This window comes from Variovorax sp. FW301-JW7, from assembly GCF_058788795.1.
This window is the reverse complement of the sequence record NZ_JBYTBC010000009.1, coordinates 71,122-92,028: the sequence shown is the minus strand read 5'-3', so window position 1 is coordinate 92,028 and position 20,907 is coordinate 71,122. Positions and strand designations below refer to the sequence as shown.

Here is a 20,907-nt window from a genome sequence, read left to right as displayed (position 1 = left end):
TTTTCTCGCCCCCGCCCATCCCGCGAGCGGGGCCTTGAAAGGCGGGCGCCGCCGTACGCCTTACTTCGCCTGCAGCAGCGCGCCGGCTTCGAGCAGCACCAGCTCGCTGTCGTCCGCCTTGTTCGGCTCGCGGCTGCTGGAGAACGGCAGGTTGTTGTCGTTGCCGACCACGATGTGCGTGGCATCGACCACGTCGACGTTCTCGATCGTGAAGAACGGGAACTTGAGCACGCCGTCGTTGAGCGGCTTGCGCGCGAGCTTGTTCGGGTCGGCGATGTTCAGCAGGTCGATGTAGCCGATCTTGCGCACCGCGCCGCCCACGTTCGCGTCGCTCAGCTCGACCTTGTAGACGCGCTTGAACTTCGCGATGTCGTGGAAGCAGTCGGTGCGCTTCTGGCCTTCGGGGCAGGCCTTGTCGCTCGTGCCTTCGCCGTTGTCGCGCTCGATGATGAGGCCGGTGGTGCCGTCGATCATGTTGAAGTCGCCGATGGCGTGGCCGTTGGCTTCGAGGACGTACTTCCAGTGCCGACCCGTCCACTTCTCGGTTGCGACGTCGAACTCCAGCACGCGCAGCGCTTCCTTGCCGTCGAGCTTCTCGTAGTCCTTGGTCTCGGCGTTCCACACCGGGCCTTCGAGCAGTGCATACAGCTTGCTACCGTCCTTCGAGGACGCCATGCCTTCGAAGCCCTTGGAGCGCTTGATCTGGAAATCGACCGCACCACCCGGTGCGCCCGGCGTGGTGACCGCCGGATGGTCGGGCGAGCGCACGATCTTGCCGTCGACCTGCGTATCAAACACCGCGAGCACCTTGCCCTTCAGGTCGGCCTTGATCAGGAAGGGGCCGAACTCCTCGCCGATCCACAGCGCGCCGCCAGCGAACTGGAAGCTCTCGGGATCGAAGTCCGAGCCCGTCAGGTAGCGCTGCTTCGTGCCTTCGTGAACGATGCGGAACGGCACCTTCTTGTCGGGGTCGTGCAGGAAGATGGTGTTGATGCGATTGAACTTGCCGCTCTTGAAGTCCACCTTGTAGTGGTTCAGGTAGAGCATGAAGTCGGGCGAATTGGCCTTCGCGCCGGCGCCGTTGTCGGTGAGGATCCAGAACGAGCCGTCGTCCATCTTCTTGATGCCCGAGTGCCCCTGCAGCGGCTGGCCCTTGAAGGGCACCGACACGCCGGTGCCACGGCCGGCCGAGAGGCCTTCGACGGTGCCCAGCGCCTCGACGCGCTTGCCCGAGGTGAACTTGCCGCTCACCTGCAGGTCGGCCGGCGCGTCTTTCGGTGCGGCGACGAAGCTCTGCGCAGGCAGCACGGCGTGGCCGGCGAGCGTGGCGGGGAAGGCGGTCTGGGCCACAGCGCCGCCGCAAGCGAAGGCAGCGGCCAAGGCGACCAGGGAGAGGGAAGCGAAGCGCGTCATGAACGAAAAAGCTTTCAGTCGAAAACGCGTGACCTTGCCGGGCAGGCGTGACGCCGCCGTGACATCCGCTCAGACGAACGACAGCTGCGGCTTGTTCACCATCAGCCAGAACACGATGGCCATGGCCACGAAGGCCGGGTAACCGAGCAGTTCCCAGTAGCGCTGATAGCGCAGATACAGCGACGGCAGCGGCGTGGCCTCGTGGTGCGCCTGCGCCGCCAGGGCCGCCATGCGGATCTGCAGCCACACCACCGGCAGCCAGCACGCCCCCGCGAACGCGAACAGCCCCAACGACAGCGCCAGCCACGGCGTCGACAGCGGCCAGCCCGCCAGGTGCGCCAGCGCGAAGCCGGTGACCGGCTGCAGGATGACGGTGGGCGTGGTGAACCACCAATCGGCCCGCACCACCAGCCGGCTCACCACCGCCTGCGCCGGCACGCTGCCGCTGCGGTTGGCAAAGAACATGTAGAAGGCCGACCCCAGCCCCGTGCCGACCATCAACACGCTGGAGACGATGTGCAGCCACTTGAGGACGAGGTAGGTGTTCATGGCGTGGCGCGTCGGTACAGATGCCAGAGCAGCGCGGCAATGGGCAGGTTCTTGAGCAGCGGGCCGAGCGGGTGCAGCCACAGGTCCGGCTGCAGCACGGTCGCCACGAGCGTCATGGCGAGCATCAGCGCGAAGGCGGCCAGGTAGACGGTGCGGCCGGGCCGCAGCCACAGCGCCAGGCCGATCGCAAGATCGGCCGCCGCACCGCCGACGATCAGCGCCTGCACCAGCCACGGCGGCGAGGCGATGCCTGCGTCGGCCAGCACGCGCCGGCTCTGGCCGTCGAGTTCGACGATGCTGGCGACGGCGGTGACAAGCCAGACGACGACGAGGCTCAGGCGCAGCAGGCGGTCGTCGTCACGCGTCCTTGTCATGCCGCATCGCTCCCATGCTGTGCCCGTTGCCACCGAACGACCTCGTCCGCATGCCCCGCGAGAAAGTCGCGCATGCGGGCGAAACGCCGTTGTGTCTGCCGCGCGAAGACCTGGGCCACCACGGGCTCCAGCAGCCAGCGCAAGGCTTTCGGTCCGGCTTCGATGGTGTAGACGTAGATCAGCACCGATTGACCAGGCTGTGTGTCCCGGTGCCGCATCGATGCGGCCCAGCGGCTGAAAGGAAAGGAACGGCCGACCATCGACGCCGCGGCCACATGAGGCCGGTCGAACGTGACGAAGCGCGTGCGCATCGACAGGCCCCGCAACCAGCCGCCGCCGGTGTTCTCGGTTTCCGCGCCCACGAAAGGGCAGGGCGCGCCGCCCACCACGCGGGCGTTGCCGACCAGCGAGTCCCAGCGCGCACGCCAGACGTGATAGTGGAAGGCATCGAAGACCACGTCGGCCGGCGCCGGCATGTCGAATTCAAAGCGCTGGTGTGCCATGGCCTGCTGCGCTTTCGCCTTCGTCGATCACATCCGTCACCATGCCCCAGCGCGCGAACTCAGGGTCGAACTCGGGCAGCGTGAGCAGGCCGGCGCAGGCGTGCGCGCCCGTCGGCAACGCCTCGCCGCGCGCGAGCCGGCGGGCCAGCAGGATGGCGGCCATGCAGGGAATCTCGGGGCCGTGGTTGTCGTCCGCCGCGATGTGCCAGGCGCGGCGCGCGATGGCGCCGTGCGCATCGGTGCCTTCGACGCGCACCACCATGCCGCCCAGCGCGGTGCCGAACGCATCGAACACGCCGCCCGTCGCGTGCAGCAGCGGCGCCAGCGTCTGCGGTGCGCGCAGCAGGCCTGTGCGGCGCAGGAACGCCAGGAAGGCGAAGGCGTGCTGGGTCAGGCCGACTTCGAGCGCGGCGCGGAACATGACCGACTGCACGCCGGCGTAGCGCGTGGGAAAGAGCTCGAGGTCGGGGATGTCGCACAAGGCGCCGCGGCGCGGCTTCATGCGCGCGAACTGCACCTTCGCGGGATGGGCCCAGCCGGGTTGCTCGGTCCACCGGCCGCCCTGCCAGACGCGGATCGGCGCGCCGCAGTAGGCGAGCACGCCCGCGAGCGTGGCTTCGCCGCGCGGTGCGCCCTGTGCCGGCGCGATGCAGATGTCGATGCTGCGGATGCCTTGCCAGCCGGCGGCGAGGTGGTCGACCACCGCCGACGACAGCGCGGGCACGGTGCTGGCGCCGGCCACGGCGGTGCGGCCCGCGCTGCGGAAGGCGGCGTCCATCGCGGCGGGAAATTCGCAGACGAAGCGCCGGCCGTCGGCCAGGTCGATGTAGTGCGCGCCGGCGGCCGCCACGGCCTGCGGCACACGGTAGTCCTGGCCCTGGAACGGGCCCGCGGTGTGGATGACGAGGTCGACGCCCAGGAAGCCCAGCCCCTGCGCGAGATCGGGCGACTGCGCATCGACGCGCACACCGCGCGCATTGCCGCCCAGCGATTGCGCGAAGGCCGTGGCCCGTTCGAGGTCGCGCCCGCCGACCCACAATTCGATGCCCGGGTCCTGCGCGAGCGCGCGGCTGATGCGCGCACCGAAGTTGCCGTAGCCGCCGAGCACCAGCGTCTTCATGCGCCGCTGGCTCCGGCGAGGTGGCCGCGCGTGAAGGCTTCCTCGAAGATCGAATAGCCCGACCAGTCCGCGTGCGCGAACGACAGCCGGCCCGCGGCCACGCGGTCGCCGTGCGCGCCGATGTGCGCGAGCAGGCCCGGCCGCGGGATCGACATGGCGTGGCCGTAGCGCGTGATCTCGACTCGCGTGGCGAGTGCCGGCAGGTCGGGGTGTGGCACCGACAGCTCGGCCAGCAGCTCGTCGCGCCATGCGGTCCACGGGCGCTCGAGCAGCAACTGCCGGCCGTCGCCGGTGTCGTAGCCGCTCGGGCCCAGCGGGCGGTACCAGCTGAGCACGGTGCCGCGCGGCGTGGGGTCGAGCGTCTGGTGGCGCGCATCGACATACCCGAGGCCGCGCGTGCCGTAGATCACGTTGTCCCAGCTCGGCGCGGCGCCAACGCGGTCGGCCAGCGGGCCGCGCAGGTGCACGTTGGCGACCAGCCAGGGGGCGTAACGCACGTGCGCGGCGGCGCTCGTCAGCAGCGACGGCGGGTTCTCGACCACGCGCGCGGCGATGAAGACGGGCAGCGCGACGATGCAGCGCTCGGCCTGCCAGCGCACCATCGATTTCGACGCGGCATCCCACGCATCGACCTCGACGCCCGCGCGCCCTTCGGCGATGCGCGTGACGACCTGGCCGGTGTGCAGGCGCGCGCCCAGCGGCGCGGCCAGCTGCTTCGTGAGCCAGCCGTTGCCTTCGGGCCAGGTGAGCACGCCGTCGCGGTCGGGGTTGGTGTCATTGACGCTGCCGCTGGCGTCGCCGGGCGCATGAAAGCCGTGCCGGCTTGCGAAGTAATGGATGCCGGCCCAGGCCGACACCTGCGCGATGCCGGCGCCGTAGTCGTCGCGGCAGCAGTAGTCGAGGTACCAGCGCAGGTGGGCGTCGTCGAAGCCTTCGCGGTCGAGCCAGCCCGCGAAGGGCACGGCGTCGAGCGCGAGCAGTTCGGGCGTGACGGCGAAGCGCAGCGTGGGAATGGCGAAGTGGGCGGCGTGCTGCAGCGCGTCGATGCGCTGCGCGAAGCGGCGGTACTGCGCCTGCGTGCCGGCGCCCACGTCGTGCACGGGCAGCAGCCCGTCCTGCCATTCGCCGCGGAAGAAGAGGCGTTCCTGCGGGCTGTGGCAGAGGTGGCGCTCGTCATACGTCCAGCGGCCGGCCACGCGGCGGCGCAGGCCGAGTTCTTCGAGCAGGTCCTGCACCTCGTGCGCGTCGTCGCCGGGCGTGGGCAGGTAGTGCGCGCCGAGCGGGCAGGCGATGCCGCCGACCGAACCGCCGCGCGCGTTGCCGCCGGCGGTGTCTTCGAGTTCGAGCAGCGCGAAGTCGTCGATGCCCGCGAGACGCAGCGCGCGTGCGGCCGCCAGGCCGGCAACACCGCCGCCGGCGATGACGACGCGGGTGCGCCTGACAGTGGCCGGGGCCTGCGACTTGAGCGTGGCGTCGCGCATGGCGTGGCCGCGCGCGACATCGATGCCGGTGAAGCCGCCTTCGATGGGCGGTGGCGGCGCCTCGCAGCCGGCCAGCGCCAGGGCGCCCGCCGCACCTGCCACGCCGAGGAAGTCGCGCCGTTGCATGCCGCGGCTAGTGCGCCATGACCTTGCCCCACTCCTGTTCGTAGGTGGTGACGAGGGTCTGGTTCGACAGGCGGTTCACTTCGGTCGGCACGCGCGCCATGTCGAGCGGAAAGTCGAACATCAGGGGCAGCGTCGCCGGCGTGAGAAAGCGCATGCCGCCCGGCAGCGCATCGGGCAGCCGGTAGGGCCGATGGCTCGCGATGATGTAGCCCCACTCGCCGAAGCTCGGCACGTGCGCGTGGTACGGCGTGGCCTTCAGGCCGACCGACTCGATGGTGGTCGCCACGGTCCAATAGCTCTTGCGTGCGACCAGCGGCGAGGTGGTCTGGATCACGGCGTAGCCGCTGGCCGACAGGCGCCGGTCGAGCAGCGCGTAGAAGCTGTTGGTGTAGAGCTTGCCGATGGCGAAGTTGGTCGGATCGGGAAAGTCGACCACGATGACGTCGAAGGTGTCGCCCTCCTGCTGCAGCCACTGGAACGCGTCGGTGTTGACGATCTTCACCTTCGGCGACGACAGCGCATGCCCGTTGAGCGCGGCCAGCGTCTCGTGCGTGGTGAAGAGCTGCGTCATGTTCGGATCGAGCTCCACCAGCGTGACCGACTCGACCGAGGGGTACTTAAGGATCTCGCGCACCGCCATGCCGTCGCCGCCGCCGAGCACGGCGACTTTCTTGGGCGCGCCATGCGCGGCCATGGCGGGGTGCACCAGCGCCTCGTGGTAGCGGTACTCGTCGCGCTCGGCGAACTGCAGGTTGCCGTTCAGGAACAGCCGGTGGCCCAGCGCGCCGCGCGTGACCACGATGCGCTGGTAGGGCGAGCTGGCGCTGAAGACGATGCGGTCCTGGTAGAACTTGTCTTCCGCCAGCGTGGTGATGTGGTCGGCGCCCCAGAAGGCGCCGATGAGCGCGGCCAGCGTGAGAAAGCAGGCCACCGCATGCGCGCCGGCGCGACGCAGTTCATGGCGGAACAGCCACAGCGCCCACACGGCCACCGCGGCGTTCATCACGCCGAACAGCAGGCCGGTGCGGATCATGCCCAGCTGCGGCACGAGGATCAGCGGGAACGCGACCGACACGGCGAGCGCGCCCAGGTAGTCGAAGGTCAGCACCTGCGACACGAGGTCCTTGAGCACGATGTTGCGCTTGAGGATGCGCATCACCAGCGGGATCTCGAGCCCCACCAGCGTGCCCACCACCACCACGAGGCCGTACAGCAGCAGCCGGAACGCGCCCGGCACGTAGGCGTTGGCCAGGAACAGGATCGCCGGCAGCGCGCCGCCGATCAGCGCCACGAGCAGTTCGATGCGAAGGAAGTGCGCCGGCAGCTGCCGGTCGAAGTAGCGCGAGAGCCACGAGCCGACGCCCATGGCGAACAGGTAGGTGCCGATGATGGTGCTGAACTGCAGCACCGAGTCGCCGAGCAGGTAAGAGCTCAGCGCGGCTGCGCTCAGTTCATAGACCAGGCCGCACGCGGCGACCACGAACACGCTGGCGAGCAGCGCGATCTCGACGGGTTGCGGCCCCCGCGCATCCGGGGTGCGCGCGGGCAGGGCCGCGTCGCTCAATGGATGGCTGCAGCCACGATGACGCTGATGCCGAGGCACATGGCGGCCACGACGAGCGCCAGCGCCATGTTCTGCTTCTCGACGATCTCGCCCCACAGGTCATAGGGGGTGATCTTGTCGATGATCAGGAAGCAGACCCAGAAGACCACCACGCCGATCAGCGCATACACGAGCGATCCGAGGACCACGCCCGGTTTCAGCCATTCAATTCCCATGGGGACCTCCAGTCGTAGCAATAAAGAGAGATGTGAGAGAGCCGCAGCGCCTGCGCGCGATCTTCGTCATTTGTGGCCGCCGCCGCTCGAGTAGCCGCCGTACGAACCGCCCGAGCTGCGGTACCCGCTCGAGGAGCCGCCGCTGCAGTTGCTCATCAGGATCAGCACGAAGAGGATGACCACGATGACGAGGATGATCGTGCCGCAGCCCATGCCCGACGCGGCGCTCACGGGCAGCGCGTCGCCGCGCGAGAACAGGTCCTTCTTGGCGTCGAGCTTGAAGGCCGTGGCCACCGCGCCGCTGTCGATCTTGCTGCCCGAGGACCACGTCAGCTCGTTGGCCGAGCGCTCCATCGAGAGGAGCGCGCCGCCGCTGGCGAAGTCGCGGTTGAAGGTTTTCTGGCCGCGCTCGACCTGCCAGTAGAACTCGCCGGCCACGTAGGTGGTCTCGGCGTTGTAGGCGTACTGCTGCTGGTAGCGCTTGTTGAGGTAGGTGGCGGTGTTGCCGTTCTCGGCCATCACGGGCGCGCCGGTGGTCGGCTTGACCATGCTCCAGCCGTCTTCGGCATCGACCAGGAAGCTGAAGCCGCGCTTCTTGTTGTACAGCAGGTACTCGTCCCAGCCGAACTGCTCGTCGTCGCCGGGCTCCTGGCCCATGCGGTGCTGGAAGCCCACCACCTGCCACTGCGCGCCCTGCAGCTGGCCCATGCTGCCCAGCGCGATGAGCGGGCGCACCGGCTCGTTCTGTTCGGCGTGCTTGAGCTCGCCGCCGATGCCTTGCGACAGGTCGATGATGCTGTGGCAGTTGCCGCAGGTGATGCTCTTGCTGTCGGCCAGGTTGACCGTGACGGGCGAGCCGCAGTTGGGGCAGTTGAAGCTGCGGCCCTTTTCGTCCTTCGCGGATTCGTCGCGCAGGCCGGTGAGCTGCAGGTCGTCGAGTTGCACCGAGCGCCCGAGGTACGCGGTGGGCGGGGCGGTGCCGTAGTCGATGCTGAGCACCAGCCCCTTGTCGTTGCGCAGCTCGACCATCGCGAACGGTTGGCCGAGCGCGGGCAGGTGCGGCAACTCGCCCTGCGCGGAGGTCAGCGCCACCTGTTCGTTGGAGGCGACGGTGTAGCTCTGGCCGGCGAAGGCGGTGGTGGCGCCCACGCGCAGGTCGGCGGGCGGCGGCGCGGCGCGCTGCAGGTCGAAGGGCAGCGCGAAGACGTAGGCGCCGTTGTCCTCGCTGAGCACGCCGGTGCGGTCGCCGTCGAGCGACGCGATCCATTCGGTCCAGCGCCCGCCGGGGTAGGTGTACTGCAGCCGGCCGATCAGCGTGAAGGGCTTGTCCTGGATGCGGCCGGCGGCGAACAGCTGCAGCGGGCTGAAGTCGTCGAACAGTTCGGCCATCTTGCCGGTGCGCGCGAGCGTGTCGCCCTGGCGCACGACGGTGCTCTGGCAATACGGGCAGACCGCGTGCGTCGATTGCGCCGAGCGGAATTCGACTGGCGCGCCGCAGCCGGGGCAGGGCGCACGGTAGTAGCGTTGGGAGCCGGTTTCCTCAGCCATGGCAGCCTGGAAAAGCGACGGATGCAACTGCGGGAAACACCACGGAGCCGGCTTCGCCGGGCCGTGGGTGTTGCCCCCTGCAAGGGGGAAGGAGAAGCGACACGAAGTGCGCGAAGCCTGGGGGTTAGACCAACTTCTTCAGCAGTTCGGCCTTCTTGGCGTCGAACTCTTCCTGCGTGAGGATGCCCTTGGTCTTGAGTTCGCCGAGCTTCTCGAGCGTGGTCATCACGTCGGCGGCGCTCACCACGGCCACGGCCGGCTGCTGCGTCGTGGCCGCGGCCTGGGCCGCCGCATTGGGGCTCAGGCCCTGCGCGAGGTTCTGCGCCAGCACCTGGCCGAGCGCCACGCCGGCGCCCAGGCCCATCGCGTCGCCCGCGATGCCGCCGCCACCGGCCGCCCCTTCGGCGAACTTCGGGATGGCCTGCGCCGTCTGGTACTGCATGAACTTGCCCATGTCGTTGCCGACCATGCCCATGCCGATCTTCTGGTCGAGGATCTTCTGCAGCTCTTCAGGCAGCGAGACGTTCTGGACCGTGATGTTCTCGAGCTTGATGCCGATCTTCTCGAACTCGGGCACCAGCTGGGCGGCGAGCGCCTGCGCGAACTGGATCTGGTTGGCCGCCAGGTCGAGGAAGGGCAGGCCGCTGGACGCGATGGCGTTGCTGATGTTCTGCAGCACCAGCCCGCGCAGCTGGCCGTCGAGGTCGGCCACGGAGTAGATGTCGCGCGTGCCGGAGATTTCGGTGTGGAACAGCTTCGGATCGCCGATGCGGAAGCTGTAGTTGCCGAAGGCGCGCAGGCGCACGGCGCCGAAGTCCTTGTCGCGGATCGTGATCGGCTGGGGCGTGCCCCACTTCTGGTCGACCTGCTGGCGGGTGCTGAAGAAATAGACGTCGCTCTTGAAGGGAGATTCGAAGAGCTTGTCCCAGTTCTTCAGGTACGTGAGCACGGGCAGGGTCTGCGTCGTGAGCTTGTACATGCCGGGGCCGAACACGTCGGCCACCTGGCCTTCGTTGACGAACACCGCCATCTGCGATTCGCGCACGGTGAGCGAGGCGCCGTTCTGGATTTCCATCTCGGCCATCGGGAAACGCCAGGCCAGCGTGCCATCGCCGGACTCGGTCCACTGGATGATGTCGATGAACTGTTTCTTGATGAAATCCATCAGGGCCATGGTCGTTCCTCTCGAGATGTTGTCGGGTTTTGTCCCAGCCGCACATATTGCCACAGGGCTTTGACGGCGCCCCGTGCTTTTGGTCATGCCTGCCACCGGCCATGCGGCGTAGGGCGGAATGGACCGAGGTCTACAATCGGCGCCCCCAGAAGAAGCGCCACCAGGAGCAACGGCACATGTCCGATTCGACCGCATCGTCCCCTTCGACCCCCACCCCGGAAGACAAGCGCGCCCTGTTGCGCCGTGCCGCCCTCGAGTACCACGAGTTTCCCGTCCCCGGCAAGATCGCCATCGCGGCGACCAAGCAGATGGTCAACCAGCGCGACCTGTCGCTGGCCTACTCGCCCGGCGTGGCCGCACCCTGCGAGGAAATCGTCAAGGACCCGGCCAACGCCTTCAAGTACACCTCGCGCGGCAACCTCGTGGGTGTCATTTCCAACGGCACCGCCGTGCTGGGCCTGGGCGACATCGGCCCGCTGGCCTCCAAGCCGGTGATGGAAGGCAAGGGCGTTCTCTTCAAGAAATTCGCCGGCGTCGACGTGTTCGACATCGAGATCGACGAGAAGGACCCGGTCAAGCTGGTCGAGATCATTGCCTCGCTGGAGCCCACCTTCGGCGCGATCAACCTGGAAGACATCAAGGCCCCGGACTGCTTCTACGTCGAGCGCGAGCTGCGCAAGCGCATGAAGATCCCGGTGTTCCACGACGACCAGCACGGCACGGCCATCACCGTGGCGGCCGCCATGCTGAACGGCCTGAAGGTGGCCGGCAAGAACATCGCCGAAGTGAAGCTGGTCACCTCGGGCGCGGGCGCCGCGGCGCTGGCCTGCCTGAACCTGCTGCTCAAGGTGGGCCTGAAGCGCGAAAACGTGTTCGTCACCGACCTGGCCGGCGTGGTCTACGAAGGCCGCGAAGAGCTGATGGACGACGACAAGCGCCAGTACATGCAGAAGACCGACATGCGCAAGCTGTCGGAAGTGATCGCCGGCGCCGACGTGTTCCTCGGCCTGTCGGCCGGCGGCGTGCTCAAGCCTGAAATGGTCGCGAAGATGGCGCCCAAGCCGGTGATCTTCGCGCTGGCCAACCCGAACCCCGAGATCGCGCCCGAAGACGCCCATGCGGTGCGCAACGACGTGATCATGGCCACGGGCCGCACCGATTACCCGAACCAGGTCAACAACGTCCTGTGCTTCCCGTACATCTTCCGCGGCGCGCTCGACTCGGGTGCCACCACCATCACCGACGAGATGGAGATTGCCGCGGTGCACGCCATCGCCGAGCTGGCCCAGGCCGAGCAGAGCGAACGCGTGGCCGCCGCCTACGCCGGTGAAAAGCTGAGCTTCGGCCCCGAATACCTGATTCCGAAGCCCTTCGACCCGCGCCTGATGATGAAGATCGCACCGGCCGTGGCCAAGGCCGCCGAGGAAAGCGGCGTGGCGCTGCGCCCGATCAAGGACATGGACGCCTACCGCGACAAGCTGCAGAGCTTTGTCTACGCCTCGGGTACCACCATGAAGCCGATCTTCGACGCCGCCAAGCGCGCACCGAAGAAGCGCGTGGCCTACTGCGAGGGCGAAGAAGAGCGCGTGCTGCGCGCCGCGCAGATCGTGGTGGACGAAGGCCTGGCGCGCCCGACGCTGATCGGCCGTCCGGCCATCATCGCCCAGCGCATCGAGAAGTTCGGCCTGCGCCTGAAGGAAGAGCTCGACTACGACGTGGTCAACGTCGAGCAGGACCACCGCTACCGCGACTTCTGGCAGACCTACCACCGCATGACCGAGCGCAAGGGCCAGACGGTGCAGACCGCCAAGATCGAGATGCGCCGCCGCCTCACGCTGATCGGCGCCATGCTGCTGCACAAGGGCGAGGTCGACGGCATGATCTGCGGCACCTGGGGCACCACGCTGATCCACCTGCACTACATCGACCAGGTGATCGGCAAGCGCCCCGGCGGTTGCGCCAGCACCCCGCAGGACGTGCCCGTGTACGCCTGCATGAACGGCCTGCTGCTGCCCGACCGCCAGGTGTTCCTGGTCGACACGCACGTCAACTACGACCCGACGCCCGAGGAACTGGCCGAGATCACGACCATGGCGGCCGAGGAAATGATGCGCTTCGGCCTCAAGCCGAAGGCCGCGCTGCTGTCGCACTCCAACTTCGGCACCAGCAACGAGCCCAGCGCCGTCAAGATGCGCAAGACGCTCGACCTGCTGCGCGTGCAGGCGCCCTGGCTCGAAGTCGATGGCGAAATGCACGGCGACGTGGCCCTGGACAGCAAGCAGCGTGCGGTCGTCATGCCACATAGCGCGCTCGCGGGCGACGCCAACCTGCTGGTGTTCCCCAACATCGACGCCGCCAACATTTCTTACAACCTGCTCAAGACCGCAGCCGGCGGCAACATCGCCATCGGCCCGGTTCTGCTCGGCGCGGCCAAACCTGTGCACATTCTCACGGCGAGCGCGACTGTTCGCCGCATTGTGAACATGACGGCCTTGACAGTGGCCGACGCAAACGCCGAGAGATAGGCCATTTGGCGAGAGTGGACGCCAACTTAAGGCGTCGCTTTCCGTCCCCGCGACTGCTCAAACTTTGGGCAGTCGCTTGCTATTTTCGCCAGCGTGGTGCACACTCGCGGGCTTGAATTTGCGGGTTAACCCCGAGGTTGAGCGCAATTCGAACCCCCCGCTCTTTTCTTGTGGTGCCCCATGGCGGCTTACGCCTCGATCACGTCCTCTGTCACTAAGTTTGCGCTCACCAGCTTGATGCTGGTGGCTCTGACGACGGGGGCCGAGGCCCGCGGATGGTTCGGGGCCGACAAAACGTCCTCCGAGGCCTCGATTGCCCTGACCGATCTCCCGGTCCAGGGCCAGCGAACCTACCAGGCCATCCTTGACGGTGGCCCCTTCCGGTACGACAAAGACGGCACGGTATTCGGCAATCGCGAACGCATCCTGCCAGCGGCACGCCGCGGGCATTACCGCGAATACACGGTGCCAACGCCCGGCGCGCGCAACCGCGGTGCCCGGCGGATCGTTTGCGGTGGCGAGCAGCGCACAGCGCCCGAGGCCTGCTGGTACACGGCAGACCACTATGCGAGTTTCAGACGGATTGCGCCATGAGCGATGACAACGACCTGAGCGGCGCCCCGAAGCGCCCCGACGAGATGATGATGACTATGGAAAGACCAGCGGATATGACCTTATCCCTTCGAGCCGTACGCCCGAACATCGTGCAATCGATCCGCGCGTTCCGCGTGAACGACCTGCAGGATGCCGCCAACGCGGCCGGCCAGCACTTCCTGTACGCCAACCTGGGCAACGCCCAGACCAAGCAGGACGTGCTCGACCTGATTGCCCAGCAGTTCACCTTCCCGGCGCACTTCGGCAAGAACTTCGACGCGCTGTACGACTGCATGACCGACCCGTTGCATAAATCGGGCCCGCAGCCTGGTTTCGTCATCGTGCTCGAACAGATCCCGGCCAACGCCAAGTTCGACAAGGAAGCGCGCGAGCAACTGCTCGACATCTTCCGCGACGCTTCGGACTACTGGGGCGATCGCAAGGTCCCGTTCCGCTGCTTCTATTCTTTTCTGTAGCCCGTTCTGCATCTACCAGCCAAGCAGAACGGGCGAACGAGGCTCAGCCGACCGCTGAAACCCTCGATGGCATCGAAGTCAACACCACCGCCACGGCAGCCGCTGCGGCCACGCCCGCCGCCAGCACCGAGCCGGCCGGCGAGAAAATGCCGACCGACAAGCTCGTCGACGTGTCGCCCCTGGCGCTGCGCATGAGCAGCCCCTTCAACGCGGGCTACTGGCTGGCCGCCGCGTAACCAGGCTCACCCCCAGGCTGCGCGCACTTCGTGTCGCTTCGCCAACCCCCTTCCGGGGGCGGCGCCTACCGACCGGCAAAGCCGGATCGGTGGCACCCTGGAAAAGAAAAAAGCCCGTCATCGACGGGCTTTTTTCATGGGGGAACGGCTTGGGCCAGTGCGACGTATTCGGCCACCGGCACCTCCTCGGCGCGGCGCTGCGGGTCGAACTCTCCTTCGAAGCCGTGCGTCTCCAGCCACCTGCCCAGCGTGTGCCGCAGGATCTTGCGCCGCTGGCTGAAGGCCACTTGCACGATCTCGCCGAGCCGCGCCGCATCGACCGCCGGCGGCTGCGCGAGCGGCACCATCCGCACCACGGCGCTGTCGACGCGCGGCGGCGGATCGAAGCTCTCGGGCGGCACGAACAGCACGTTCTCCATGTCGTAGCGCCACTGCAGCATCACGCTCAGGCGGCTGTAGTCCGACGTGGCGGGCTTGGCCACCATGCGGTCGATCACTTCCTTTTGCAGCATGAAGTGCTGGTCGGCGATCAGGTGGGCGTAGCCCAGCAGATGGAACAGGATCGGCGTGGAGATGTTGTAGGGCAGGTTGCCGACCACGCGCAGCGGCTTCGGCGCGGCCTTGGCCGCAAGTTCGGCGAAGTCCACCTTGAGCACGTCGGACTCGATGACATCCAGCTGCGGATGCTCGCGCAGCCGCTTGGCCAGGTCGCGGTCGAGCTCGATGACCGTGAGCCGGCCGAGCCGCTCGACCAGCGGCTGCGTGAGCGCCGCGAGCCCCGGCCCGATCTCGACCATCGCATCGCCGGGCTGCGGCGCGATCGCCTGCACGATCCCGTCGATGATCCCGCCGTCGGACAGGAAGTGCTGTCCGAACCGCTTTCTCGCAATGTGCTGTGCCATCGCGGCCTAAGACGTTGCCGCTGCCATCAGGACTGCGGCGGCTCGCGGAATTCGACGTAGGCGCGCGCGCGCACTTCCTGCACCCAGGTGGTGAAGGCTTCTTCGACGCGCTGTTCGCGCAGCGCGGCGCGCGCGGCTTCGCGCTGCTCCGACTGGCTCAGCTTGGCTTCGCGGCGGCCGACCACCTGGATCAGGTGGACGCCGAAGCGCGACACCACAGGGTCGCTGATCTGGCCCGGCGTGAGCCGGTCCATGGCTTCCTCGAACTCGGGCACGAACTGGCCGGGGCGCGACCAGCCGAGGTCGCCGCCTTCCTTGGCGCTCGCGTCCTGCGAGTTGTCGCGCGCCAGGCCGGCGAAGTCGGCGGTGCCCGACTGCACGCGGCGCTTGAATTCCTGCAGCTGTGCCACCGCCTGCGCGGTCGTGCGCTTGGGGTCGTTCATCAGCAGGATGTGGCGCACCTGGGTCTGGGTGATGGATGCATCCGACGCGCCCACCTGCGCCTTGGTCAGCACCTTGAGCACGTGGAAGCCGGCGCCCGAACGCACGGGCCCGGCGATGCCGTTCACTGCGGTCGATTGCGTGGCCTCGACGAACGCCGGCGGGTAGCGGTCGGCGCTGCGCAGGCCGAGCGCGCCACCGTTGGCGCGGTCGGGCGAGTCGGAGTTCTCGCGCACCAGCTTGGCGAAGTCTTCGCCACTGCGCGCGCGCTGGGCGAGGTCGGTGGCCTTCTTCTGTGCGGCAGCGAGCTGCGCGTCGGTGGCGTTCTCTGGCACGGCCACCAGCAGCTGGGCGATGTTGAGGTTGAGCAGCGCGTTGTTCTTGACGGCGCTCTCGCGCTGGTCGCGCAGGTACTCGTCGGCCTCGGTGTCGCTGACCTTGACCTTCGATTCGACCTCGCGGTCGCGCAGGCGCGTGAGCAGCAGCTGGTCGCGCAGGTCGTTGCGGAATTCGCGCGGCGAGATGCCCTCGGCTGCCACGCGGCTGCGCAGTTCGGTGAGGCTGATCTCGTTCTGGCGCGCCACGGTCTGCTCGGCCTGGTCGATCGCCACGTCGTCGACCTTGATGCCGTTTTCCTTCGCCAGCTGCAGCTGCGCGCGCTCGGTGATCAGGCGCTCCAGCACGAGGCGCGTGAGTTCGGCGCGCGGCACGCGCTCGGCGTCCGGGTTCTCGCGGATCAGGCGCGTGACACGCGATTGCACCTCGGTGTTGGTGATGGGCTCGGAGTTGACCAGCGCCACGATGTATTCGGCCGAGCGCTGCACCGGCGCCGCCGCGGGGCCGGCGGCAGGGCGGGCCGCCGGCGGAATGATCCGGGGACCGGCGCGCATGATGTCCGTGATGCCGCTGCCGGAACGAAAGCCCTGTGCGCCCGCCGTCGCGGCGATGGCCGCAAGGCAACCCAGGGTGATGAGGGAACGGATGTGTTTCATGGCGTGAACGGTCGTCGTTTCAGTCGTAATTGGTGAAGCGGCTCGGGGCTTCGGTCGGTTGACGCAGCGGCTGGTAGCGCTGGATGTTCTGTCGCAGCGCCTGCATCGGGCTCGATCCGATGCTGGAGAAACCGACGAATTCGAGCTGGAACATGATGCGGGTGTTGGCCGTCACCTGGCCGGTAGTGATGCGCTGCAGCACCACGCGGCTGATCCAGCAGCAGCCGTCGTACTCGACCCCGAGCACGCCGTCCGTGAGCTTCTTGTCCTGCAGGCTGTAATTGAGGCGGCCCACGGCGTACCAGCGTCCGCCGCCTTCGCCCTTGCCCGGCCCGAGGTCCTTGCCCTTGTCGCCCCACAGGTCGTTGAGCGGCCATTGCCAGCCGAAGTCGATCGACTTGTTGCCGTCGGTGGCCGTGGGCGTGCTCGGCGCCTGGTAGCGGAAGGCGGCGCTGAGGTTGCGGTACGGGCCCGGGTTGTAGCGCGCGCTGATCGCGCTGCGCGTGGAGCGGCGCGAATCGGGGTTGTACTGGAGCAGCGTGTCCAGGCTCCACTTGGGCGTCCAGTTGATCTGGGCACCCAGCAGCAGGTCGCTGGTGCGGTCGGTGACCGGCGCGACGCCCGGCAGCGTGACCTTCTGGTCGGCAAAGCGGAAGCGCTGCGCGATGCCGAAGCGCACGGCTTCCACGCCGGTGCCCGGGTCGATCAGGCGGGACGTGACGCCCAGCGTGAGCGCGTTGGTGTCCGAGATGCGGTCCGCACCCGAGAACGCGTTCTCGGTGTAGATGGTCGCAAAGCTGAAGTCGTTGGCGGCCGAATCGTAGTTCGGCAGCATGCTCTGGTTGCGGTACGGCGTGTACACGTAGTACGCGCGCGGCTCCAGCGTCTGGCGGAAGGCGCGGCCGAAGTAGTTGGCGTCGCGCTCGAAGACCAGGCCGCTGTCCAGGCTGAAGGTCGGCACGACGCGGTTCGACGAGGTCGGGAAGAAGTACAGCTGACTCTGGTTGTACGGCATCCCGTTCACGTAATCGATGCCGTTGACCGACACCTTCGGAATAGACGACTGCGGCAGGTAGTAGTTGTACGAGGTCGCGTGCAGCTGCAGCTTCGGGATGACGAAGGAGCTCGGCGTGAGGAACGGCCGGCTGATCGCCGCCTGCGCGAACACGCGGTCGCCGTCGGGCTGCGACTGCTGATTGAGGTCGAAGCCGGGCTGGCCGGCCATGATGCTGTTGACGCGAAAGCGCGAGTAGTCGGTGTTCAGCGAGACGTCGAAACCGTGCCAGTCGTACTTGGCGTAGTTGGCCGTGATCTGCGGCACGCGGTCGTACGACGGCACGACCGGCGACAGGTTGTACTGCAGCGTCTGGTAGCGCAGGGCGCGCACGGCGCCGCTCCAGTCGCCCTTGGTCCAGTTCAGCGAACCTTCGCTCGGCAGCTGGCGCTGCGCCAGCGTCGGCGTGCGCGTGAAGTCGCGCCAGTAGTCGTTGTCGCTGACGCGGTTGATGTTGACGTTGGCGGACAGCGAATCCAGCCCCAGCGCCTTGGCGTCGAAGTCGTGGTGGTGGTTGAGCCACAGGCCCCAGCGCTTGCTGCTGTCGGGCGGCTTGCCGAAGTTCAGGTCCTTGAGCGCGATCTCGCCGTTGTTCAGCTTCTGCAGCTGCTCGGCACGCGCCTCGTTGTAGCGCTGGCCCACGAGGCGGTCGCTGCCCATCAGGTCCAGGCGGATGCTGCCGCTGTAGTCCTTCTCGAGGTAGCGGAATTCGTTGGCCAGGTTCAGCCCGCGCTTGCTCATCAGCGTGGGCGTGAAGGTGGCGTCGCGATTGGGCGCAATGTTCCAGTAGTAAGGCTGCGCGACCTCGAAACCGTTGGTGTTGTCCAGCCCGATGGTCGGCGGCAGCAGGCCGCTCTTGCGCTCGTTGGACAGCGGGAAGGTCACGCGCGGGATCGGCGGCGTCGTGATGCCCATGAAGCTCATGCGCGCATCGATGGCGACACCTTCGTTTTCCTCGGTGTCGGTGGTCAGCGTGGCGGCGGTCAGCAGCCAGGCCGGCATCCAGCCGGGGAAGTCTTCGCGGCGGCAGGTGGTGTAGCTGGCGCGCCGCGCGATGGACACGTTGGAATCGACGAAGTCGATGCGCTCGGCCTCGCCGTGGCCACCGGTCGCGAGGAAGCGGTAGCGCACGTTGTTGAAGAAGCCCTCGAAGGTCTCGAGCTTGAGTTCCAGCTCGGGGCCTTCGTACACGTTGCCGGCCTGGTTGACCCGCACATTGCCGGTGGCCTTGGCACGGTCGTCGGGCTGGTAGTACTCGAGGCGGTCGGCCGTGATGGCGACCGGACCGCGGCGCAGCGTGGCGTTGCCCTCGATCACGGTCTCCAGGTCGGGGCGACCGGAAATGCGGTCGCCGGTGACAAGGCTGGGCAGCTGGCTGCGTTGCACGGGCGTCAGCGTCTCGGTGAGCAGCGGTGTGCGCTTCAGCGTGAGCGGTCCGTCGAGGACGCCGGCCTGCTGGGCGAAGGCGCCATGCGCGTGCAACAACGCCAGCGACAGCACGGCCAGTGGCAGCGGCGGGCTCAAACGTCGCAAGGCGGCGCGTGGGGTCGTAGGCATCGATTCGGAACGAAAGATCGTCGGGGACGGCGCGGCAGGCCGGCGGGTTGCGGGGACCGGCAGCCACCCCGCCCGGCCGGATCGGCCTTGGGAAGGGGTGCCGCGCCAGGCGGATTTGTAGAATTGATTATCCATGACAGCACCTTCGACCCCGGCGTCCACGACCCCACACCCCGACCAGGCCATTCTCTGGACAGATCCGCAGCGGGCCGAAGCGTTCCAAGGCTGGCTGGCCGGCATCGCCGGCACCCGCCAACTGCGCCCGGACACCGTCCGGCTGGCCTCGGCCGACGCGAGCTTTCGCCGCTACTTCCGCCTCGACACCACCGACGGCGGCACGCGCATCGTGATGGATGCGCCGCCCGACAAGGAAAACAGCGCCCCCTTCGTGCAGGTGGCACAGCTGATGACCGAGGCCGGCGTGACCGCGCCGCAGGTGCTCGAATGGGACCGCGACCACGGCTTCCTGCTGCTCGACGACCTGGGCCGCCAGACCATGCTCGACGTGATCGACCCGGCCCATCCCGACGCCAACCGGCCGCTCTACGACCAGGCCATCGACGCTTTGATTCGCTGGCAATTGGCCTCCAAGCCCGGCGTGCTGCCGCCCTATGACCGGGCCCTGCTCGAGCGCGAACTGGCGCTCTTTCCCGAGTGGTACATCGGCAAGCACCGCGGCGTGGCCGTCGAAGGCCAGCTGAAGGAACGCCTGGACCGCGCCTTCGCGCTGATCGTCGAGAACAACCTCGCGTCGCCGAGCGTCTACGTGCACCGCGACTTCATGCCGCGCAACCTCATGGTGGGCAGCGATGCCGGCCAGCCGCTGGGCGTGCTCGACTTCCAGGACGCCGTCTACGGCCCGATCACCTACGACATCGCCAGCCTGATGCGCGATGCCTTCCTCAGCTGGGACGAGGAGTTCGTGCTCGACATCACCATCCGCTACTGGACCGCCGCACGCAAGGCCGGCCTGCCGGTCGACGAAGACTTCGGCGCCTTCTACCGCGCGGTCGAATGGATGGGCCTGCAGCGCCACCTCAAGGTGGCCGGCATCTTCGCGCGCCTGACGCTGCGCGACGGCAAGCCGCGCTACCTGGCCGACACACCTCGCTTCATCGCTTACATCCGCGCCACCGCCAGCCGCTACATCGAGCTGAAGCCGCTGCTGCGCGTGATCGACGAGGTCGAGGGCACCACGGCCGTCACCGGCTTCGCCTACGGCCGAGTCTGAAGAGAAACTGAAAAAATCCGAAAAAGAAAATCGCTGTAGCGCCCGCACCACGGGCGCTGTCAGCTCCTGATTTCATAGCATGCCCCGTTTTCACTGCTCCGTGCCGCTGACCGCCGGCGCCAGCCTGGCGTTGCCGCCGGGCGCCGCGCGCCATGTGCAGGTGCTGCGCATGCAGCCCGGCGACACCCTCACCCTGTTCGACGGCGCAGGCGGCGAGTACGCCGCGACGGTCGAGCGCATGGGCCGCAGCGAGGTCGCCGTGGCGGTCGGTGCCCACACGCCGGTGGAGCGCGAAGCAGCCCGCGCCGTGCACCTCGCGGTCGGCATGCCGGCCAACGAGCGCATGGACTGGCTGGTCGAAAAGGCCACCGAACTCGGCGTGACCAGCATCCAGCCGCTGGCCACGGCGCACGGCGTGCTGCGCCTGTCGGGCGAACGCGCCGAGAAGAAGCGGGCGCACTGGGAAGCCATCGCCGTCGCGGCCTGCGAGCAGTGCGGTCGCAACCGCGTGCCGGTGATTCATCCGGTGCAGTCTTTCGCGGGATGGCTCGGCAGCGCTGCCCCCTCCGACGCTTCGGCGACGCGCCTGGTGCTGAGCCTGGCCGACGGCACGCGTGCCGTCGCCGCCGTGGCTGCGAACACCCCGACCACGCAATCCGCGCTCGTGTTGAGCGGGCCCGAAGGCGGCCTCAGCGCCACCGAGGAACAGGACGCCATCGCGCGCGGCTTCGCGCCGGCCACGCTCGGCGCACGGGTGTTGCGCGCAGAAACCGCCGCGCTCGCAGCGCTGGTGTCGCTCATCGGCGCCTGAGCCGTTGCGGGGGGTTTTCCG

The 20,907-nt window shown here is 68.0% G+C and carries 18 protein-coding genes; 5 read left to right on the top strand and 13 right to left on the bottom strand.

Annotated elements, in window-relative coordinates; genetic code table 11:
• Window positions 1-60: 60 nt before the first annotated feature.
• The 10 genes from AC3WQM_RS23185 to AC3WQM_RS23140 all read right to left on the bottom strand — a co-directional run bounded on the left by AC3WQM_RS23185 (window position 61) and on the right by AC3WQM_RS23140 (window position 10,067).
• Complete coding sequence (locus AC3WQM_RS23185) at window positions 61-1,413, bottom strand: esterase-like activity of phytase family protein (protein WP_492682023.1); 1,353 nt, start codon at window positions 1,411-1,413, stop codon at window positions 61-63.
• A 69-nt stretch (window positions 1,414-1,482) separates the two neighbouring features.
• The gene (locus tag AC3WQM_RS23180; protein WP_492682021.1) at window positions 1,483-1,962 is read right to left on the bottom strand and encodes a DUF2269 family protein; all 480 of its coding nucleotides are present in this window, start codon (window positions 1,960-1,962) and stop codon (window positions 1,483-1,485) included.
• The gene (locus AC3WQM_RS23175; RefSeq protein WP_492682019.1) at window positions 1,959-2,336 is read right to left on the bottom strand and encodes a DoxX-like family protein; all 378 of its coding nucleotides are present in this window, start codon (window positions 2,334-2,336) and stop codon (window positions 1,959-1,961) included. Before AC3WQM_RS23175 ends, AC3WQM_RS23180 begins: the two co-directional genes overlap by 4 nt.
• Window positions 2,333-2,839 (bottom strand): SRPBCC family protein, encoded by a 507-nt coding sequence (locus AC3WQM_RS23170; protein WP_492682017.1) that lies wholly within the window; start codon window positions 2,837-2,839, stop codon window positions 2,333-2,335. Before AC3WQM_RS23170 ends, AC3WQM_RS23175 begins: the two co-directional genes overlap by 4 nt.
• Window positions 2,820-3,959, bottom strand: a complete 1,140-nt coding sequence (locus tag AC3WQM_RS23165) for a saccharopine dehydrogenase family protein (RefSeq protein ID WP_492682015.1) — start codon at window positions 3,957-3,959, stop codon at window positions 2,820-2,822. Before AC3WQM_RS23165 ends, AC3WQM_RS23170 begins: the two co-directional genes overlap by 20 nt.
• On the bottom strand, window positions 3,956-5,566 hold the full coding sequence (locus tag AC3WQM_RS23160) for an FAD-dependent oxidoreductase (protein ID WP_492682013.1): 1,611 nt from the start codon (window positions 5,564-5,566) through the stop codon (window positions 3,956-3,958). Before AC3WQM_RS23160 ends, AC3WQM_RS23165 begins: the two co-directional genes overlap by 4 nt.
• A 7-nt stretch (window positions 5,567-5,573) precedes the next feature.
• On the bottom strand, window positions 5,574-7,130 hold the full coding sequence (locus tag AC3WQM_RS23155) for a polyamine aminopropyltransferase (protein ID WP_492682011.1): 1,557 nt from the start codon (window positions 7,128-7,130) through the stop codon (window positions 5,574-5,576).
• Window positions 7,127-7,345, bottom strand: a complete 219-nt coding sequence (locus tag AC3WQM_RS23150) for a DUF350 domain-containing protein (protein ID WP_489060488.1) — start codon at window positions 7,343-7,345, stop codon at window positions 7,127-7,129. Before AC3WQM_RS23150 ends, AC3WQM_RS23155 begins: the two co-directional genes overlap by 4 nt.
• A 66-nt stretch (window positions 7,346-7,411) precedes the next feature.
• Window positions 7,412-8,893: a DUF4178 domain-containing protein gene (locus AC3WQM_RS23145; protein WP_492682009.1), complete on the bottom strand. Its 1,482-nt coding sequence runs from the start codon at window positions 8,891-8,893 to the stop codon at window positions 7,412-7,414.
• Between the two features lie 124 nt (window positions 8,894-9,017).
• Entirely contained in the window at window positions 9,018-10,067 is a 1,050-nt protein-coding gene (locus AC3WQM_RS23140; protein ID WP_489060484.1) for an SPFH domain-containing protein, read from the bottom strand.
• A gap of 176 nt (window positions 10,068-10,243) precedes the next feature.
• Here AC3WQM_RS23140 and AC3WQM_RS23135 point away from each other — a divergent pair, with 176 nt between their 5' ends.
• The 3 genes from AC3WQM_RS23135 to AC3WQM_RS23125 all read left to right on the top strand — a co-directional run bounded on the left by AC3WQM_RS23135 (window position 10,244) and on the right by AC3WQM_RS23125 (window position 13,662).
• Entirely contained in the window at window positions 10,244-12,592 is a 2,349-nt protein-coding gene (locus tag AC3WQM_RS23135) for an NADP-dependent malic enzyme (RefSeq protein ID WP_095948384.1), read from the top strand.
• Between the two features lie 180 nt (window positions 12,593-12,772).
• Complete coding sequence (locus AC3WQM_RS23130) at window positions 12,773-13,186, top strand: guanyl-specific ribonuclease (RefSeq protein WP_056574987.1); 414 nt, start codon at window positions 12,773-12,775, stop codon at window positions 13,184-13,186.
• A gap of 50 nt (window positions 13,187-13,236) precedes the next feature.
• Window positions 13,237-13,662, top strand: coding sequence for a barstar family protein (locus tag AC3WQM_RS23125; RefSeq protein ID WP_095747788.1), 426 nt, complete (start codon window positions 13,237-13,239; stop codon window positions 13,660-13,662).
• Between the two features lie 370 nt (window positions 13,663-14,032).
• On the opposite strand, the gene rsmA is transcribed toward AC3WQM_RS23125, so the two are convergent.
• Genes rsmA through AC3WQM_RS23110 form a run of 3 tightly spaced genes read right to left on the bottom strand, consistent with a single transcriptional unit; the run spans window position 14,033 to window position 18,844 of the window.
• Window positions 14,033-14,800 (bottom strand): 16S rRNA (adenine(1518)-N(6)/adenine(1519)-N(6))-dimethyltransferase RsmA, encoded by a 768-nt coding sequence (rsmA, locus tag AC3WQM_RS23120; RefSeq protein ID WP_492682007.1) that lies wholly within the window; start codon window positions 14,798-14,800, stop codon window positions 14,033-14,035.
• A gap of 26 nt (window positions 14,801-14,826) precedes the next feature.
• Window positions 14,827-16,233: a peptidylprolyl isomerase gene (locus AC3WQM_RS23115; protein ID WP_492682005.1), complete on the bottom strand. Its 1,407-nt coding sequence runs from the start codon at window positions 16,231-16,233 to the stop codon at window positions 14,827-14,829.
• A gap of 19 nt (window positions 16,234-16,252) precedes the next feature.
• Window positions 16,253-18,844, bottom strand: coding sequence for an LPS-assembly protein LptD (locus AC3WQM_RS23110; RefSeq protein ID WP_492682003.1), 2,592 nt, complete (start codon window positions 18,842-18,844; stop codon window positions 16,253-16,255).
• A gap of 133 nt (window positions 18,845-18,977) precedes the next feature.
• On the opposite strand from AC3WQM_RS23110, the gene AC3WQM_RS23105 reads away from it, so the two are divergent.
• Together AC3WQM_RS23105 and AC3WQM_RS23100 are read left to right on the top strand one after the other, a co-directional pair.
• The gene (locus AC3WQM_RS23105; protein WP_492682001.1) at window positions 18,978-20,075 is read left to right on the top strand and encodes an aminoglycoside phosphotransferase family protein; all 1,098 of its coding nucleotides are present in this window, start codon (window positions 18,978-18,980) and stop codon (window positions 20,073-20,075) included.
• A 79-nt stretch (window positions 20,076-20,154) separates the two neighbouring features.
• Complete coding sequence (locus tag AC3WQM_RS23100) at window positions 20,155-20,886, top strand: 16S rRNA (uracil(1498)-N(3))-methyltransferase (RefSeq protein ID WP_492681999.1); 732 nt, start codon at window positions 20,155-20,157, stop codon at window positions 20,884-20,886.
• Window positions 20,887-20,907: the final 21 nt, after the last annotated feature.

Excerpts from the sequence above, each read along its gene's own strand:
- AC3WQM_RS23185 (WP_492682023.1), bottom strand. The coding sequence starts at position 1,413 with ATGACGCGCTTCGCTTCCCTCTCCCTGGTCGCCTTGGCCGCTGCCTTC.
- AC3WQM_RS23180 (WP_492682021.1), bottom strand. The coding sequence starts at position 1,962 with ATGAACACCTACCTCGTCCTCAAGTGGCTGCACATCGTCTCCAGCGTG.
- AC3WQM_RS23175 (WP_492682019.1), bottom strand. The coding sequence starts at position 2,336 with ATGACAAGGACGCGTGACGACGACCGCCTGCTGCGCCTGAGCCTCGTC.
- AC3WQM_RS23170 (WP_492682017.1), bottom strand. The coding sequence starts at position 2,839 with ATGGCACACCAGCGCTTTGAATTCGACATGCCGGCGCCGGCCGACGTG.
- AC3WQM_RS23165 (WP_492682015.1), bottom strand. The coding sequence starts at position 3,959 with ATGAAGACGCTGGTGCTCGGCGGCTACGGCAACTTCGGTGCGCGCATC.
- AC3WQM_RS23160 (WP_492682013.1), bottom strand. The coding sequence starts at position 5,566 with ATGCAACGGCGCGACTTCCTCGGCGTGGCAGGTGCGGCGGGCGCCCTG.
- AC3WQM_RS23150 (WP_489060488.1), bottom strand. The coding sequence starts at position 7,345 with ATGGGAATTGAATGGCTGAAACCGGGCGTGGTCCTCGGATCGCTCGTG.
- AC3WQM_RS23145 (WP_492682009.1), bottom strand. The coding sequence starts at position 8,893 with ATGGCTGAGGAAACCGGCTCCCAACGCTACTACCGTGCGCCCTGCCCC.
- AC3WQM_RS23140 (WP_489060484.1), bottom strand. The coding sequence starts at position 10,067 with ATGGCCCTGATGGATTTCATCAAGAAACAGTTCATCGACATCATCCAG.
- AC3WQM_RS23135 (WP_095948384.1), top strand. The coding sequence starts at position 10,244 with ATGTCCGATTCGACCGCATCGTCCCCTTCGACCCCCACCCCGGAAGAC.
- AC3WQM_RS23130 (WP_056574987.1), top strand. The coding sequence starts at position 12,773 with ATGGCGGCTTACGCCTCGATCACGTCCTCTGTCACTAAGTTTGCGCTC.
- AC3WQM_RS23125 (WP_095747788.1), top strand. The coding sequence starts at position 13,237 with ATGACTATGGAAAGACCAGCGGATATGACCTTATCCCTTCGAGCCGTA.
- rsmA (WP_492682007.1), bottom strand. The coding sequence starts at position 14,800 with ATGGCACAGCACATTGCGAGAAAGCGGTTCGGACAGCACTTCCTGTCC.
- AC3WQM_RS23115 (WP_492682005.1), bottom strand. The coding sequence starts at position 16,233 with ATGAAACACATCCGTTCCCTCATCACCCTGGGTTGCCTTGCGGCCATC.
- AC3WQM_RS23110 (WP_492682003.1), bottom strand. The coding sequence starts at position 18,844 with ATGCCTACGACCCCACGCGCCGCCTTGCGACGTTTGAGCCCGCCGCTG.
- AC3WQM_RS23105 (WP_492682001.1), top strand. The coding sequence starts at position 18,978 with ATGACAGCACCTTCGACCCCGGCGTCCACGACCCCACACCCCGACCAG.
- AC3WQM_RS23100 (WP_492681999.1), top strand. The coding sequence starts at position 20,155 with ATGCCCCGTTTTCACTGCTCCGTGCCGCTGACCGCCGGCGCCAGCCTG.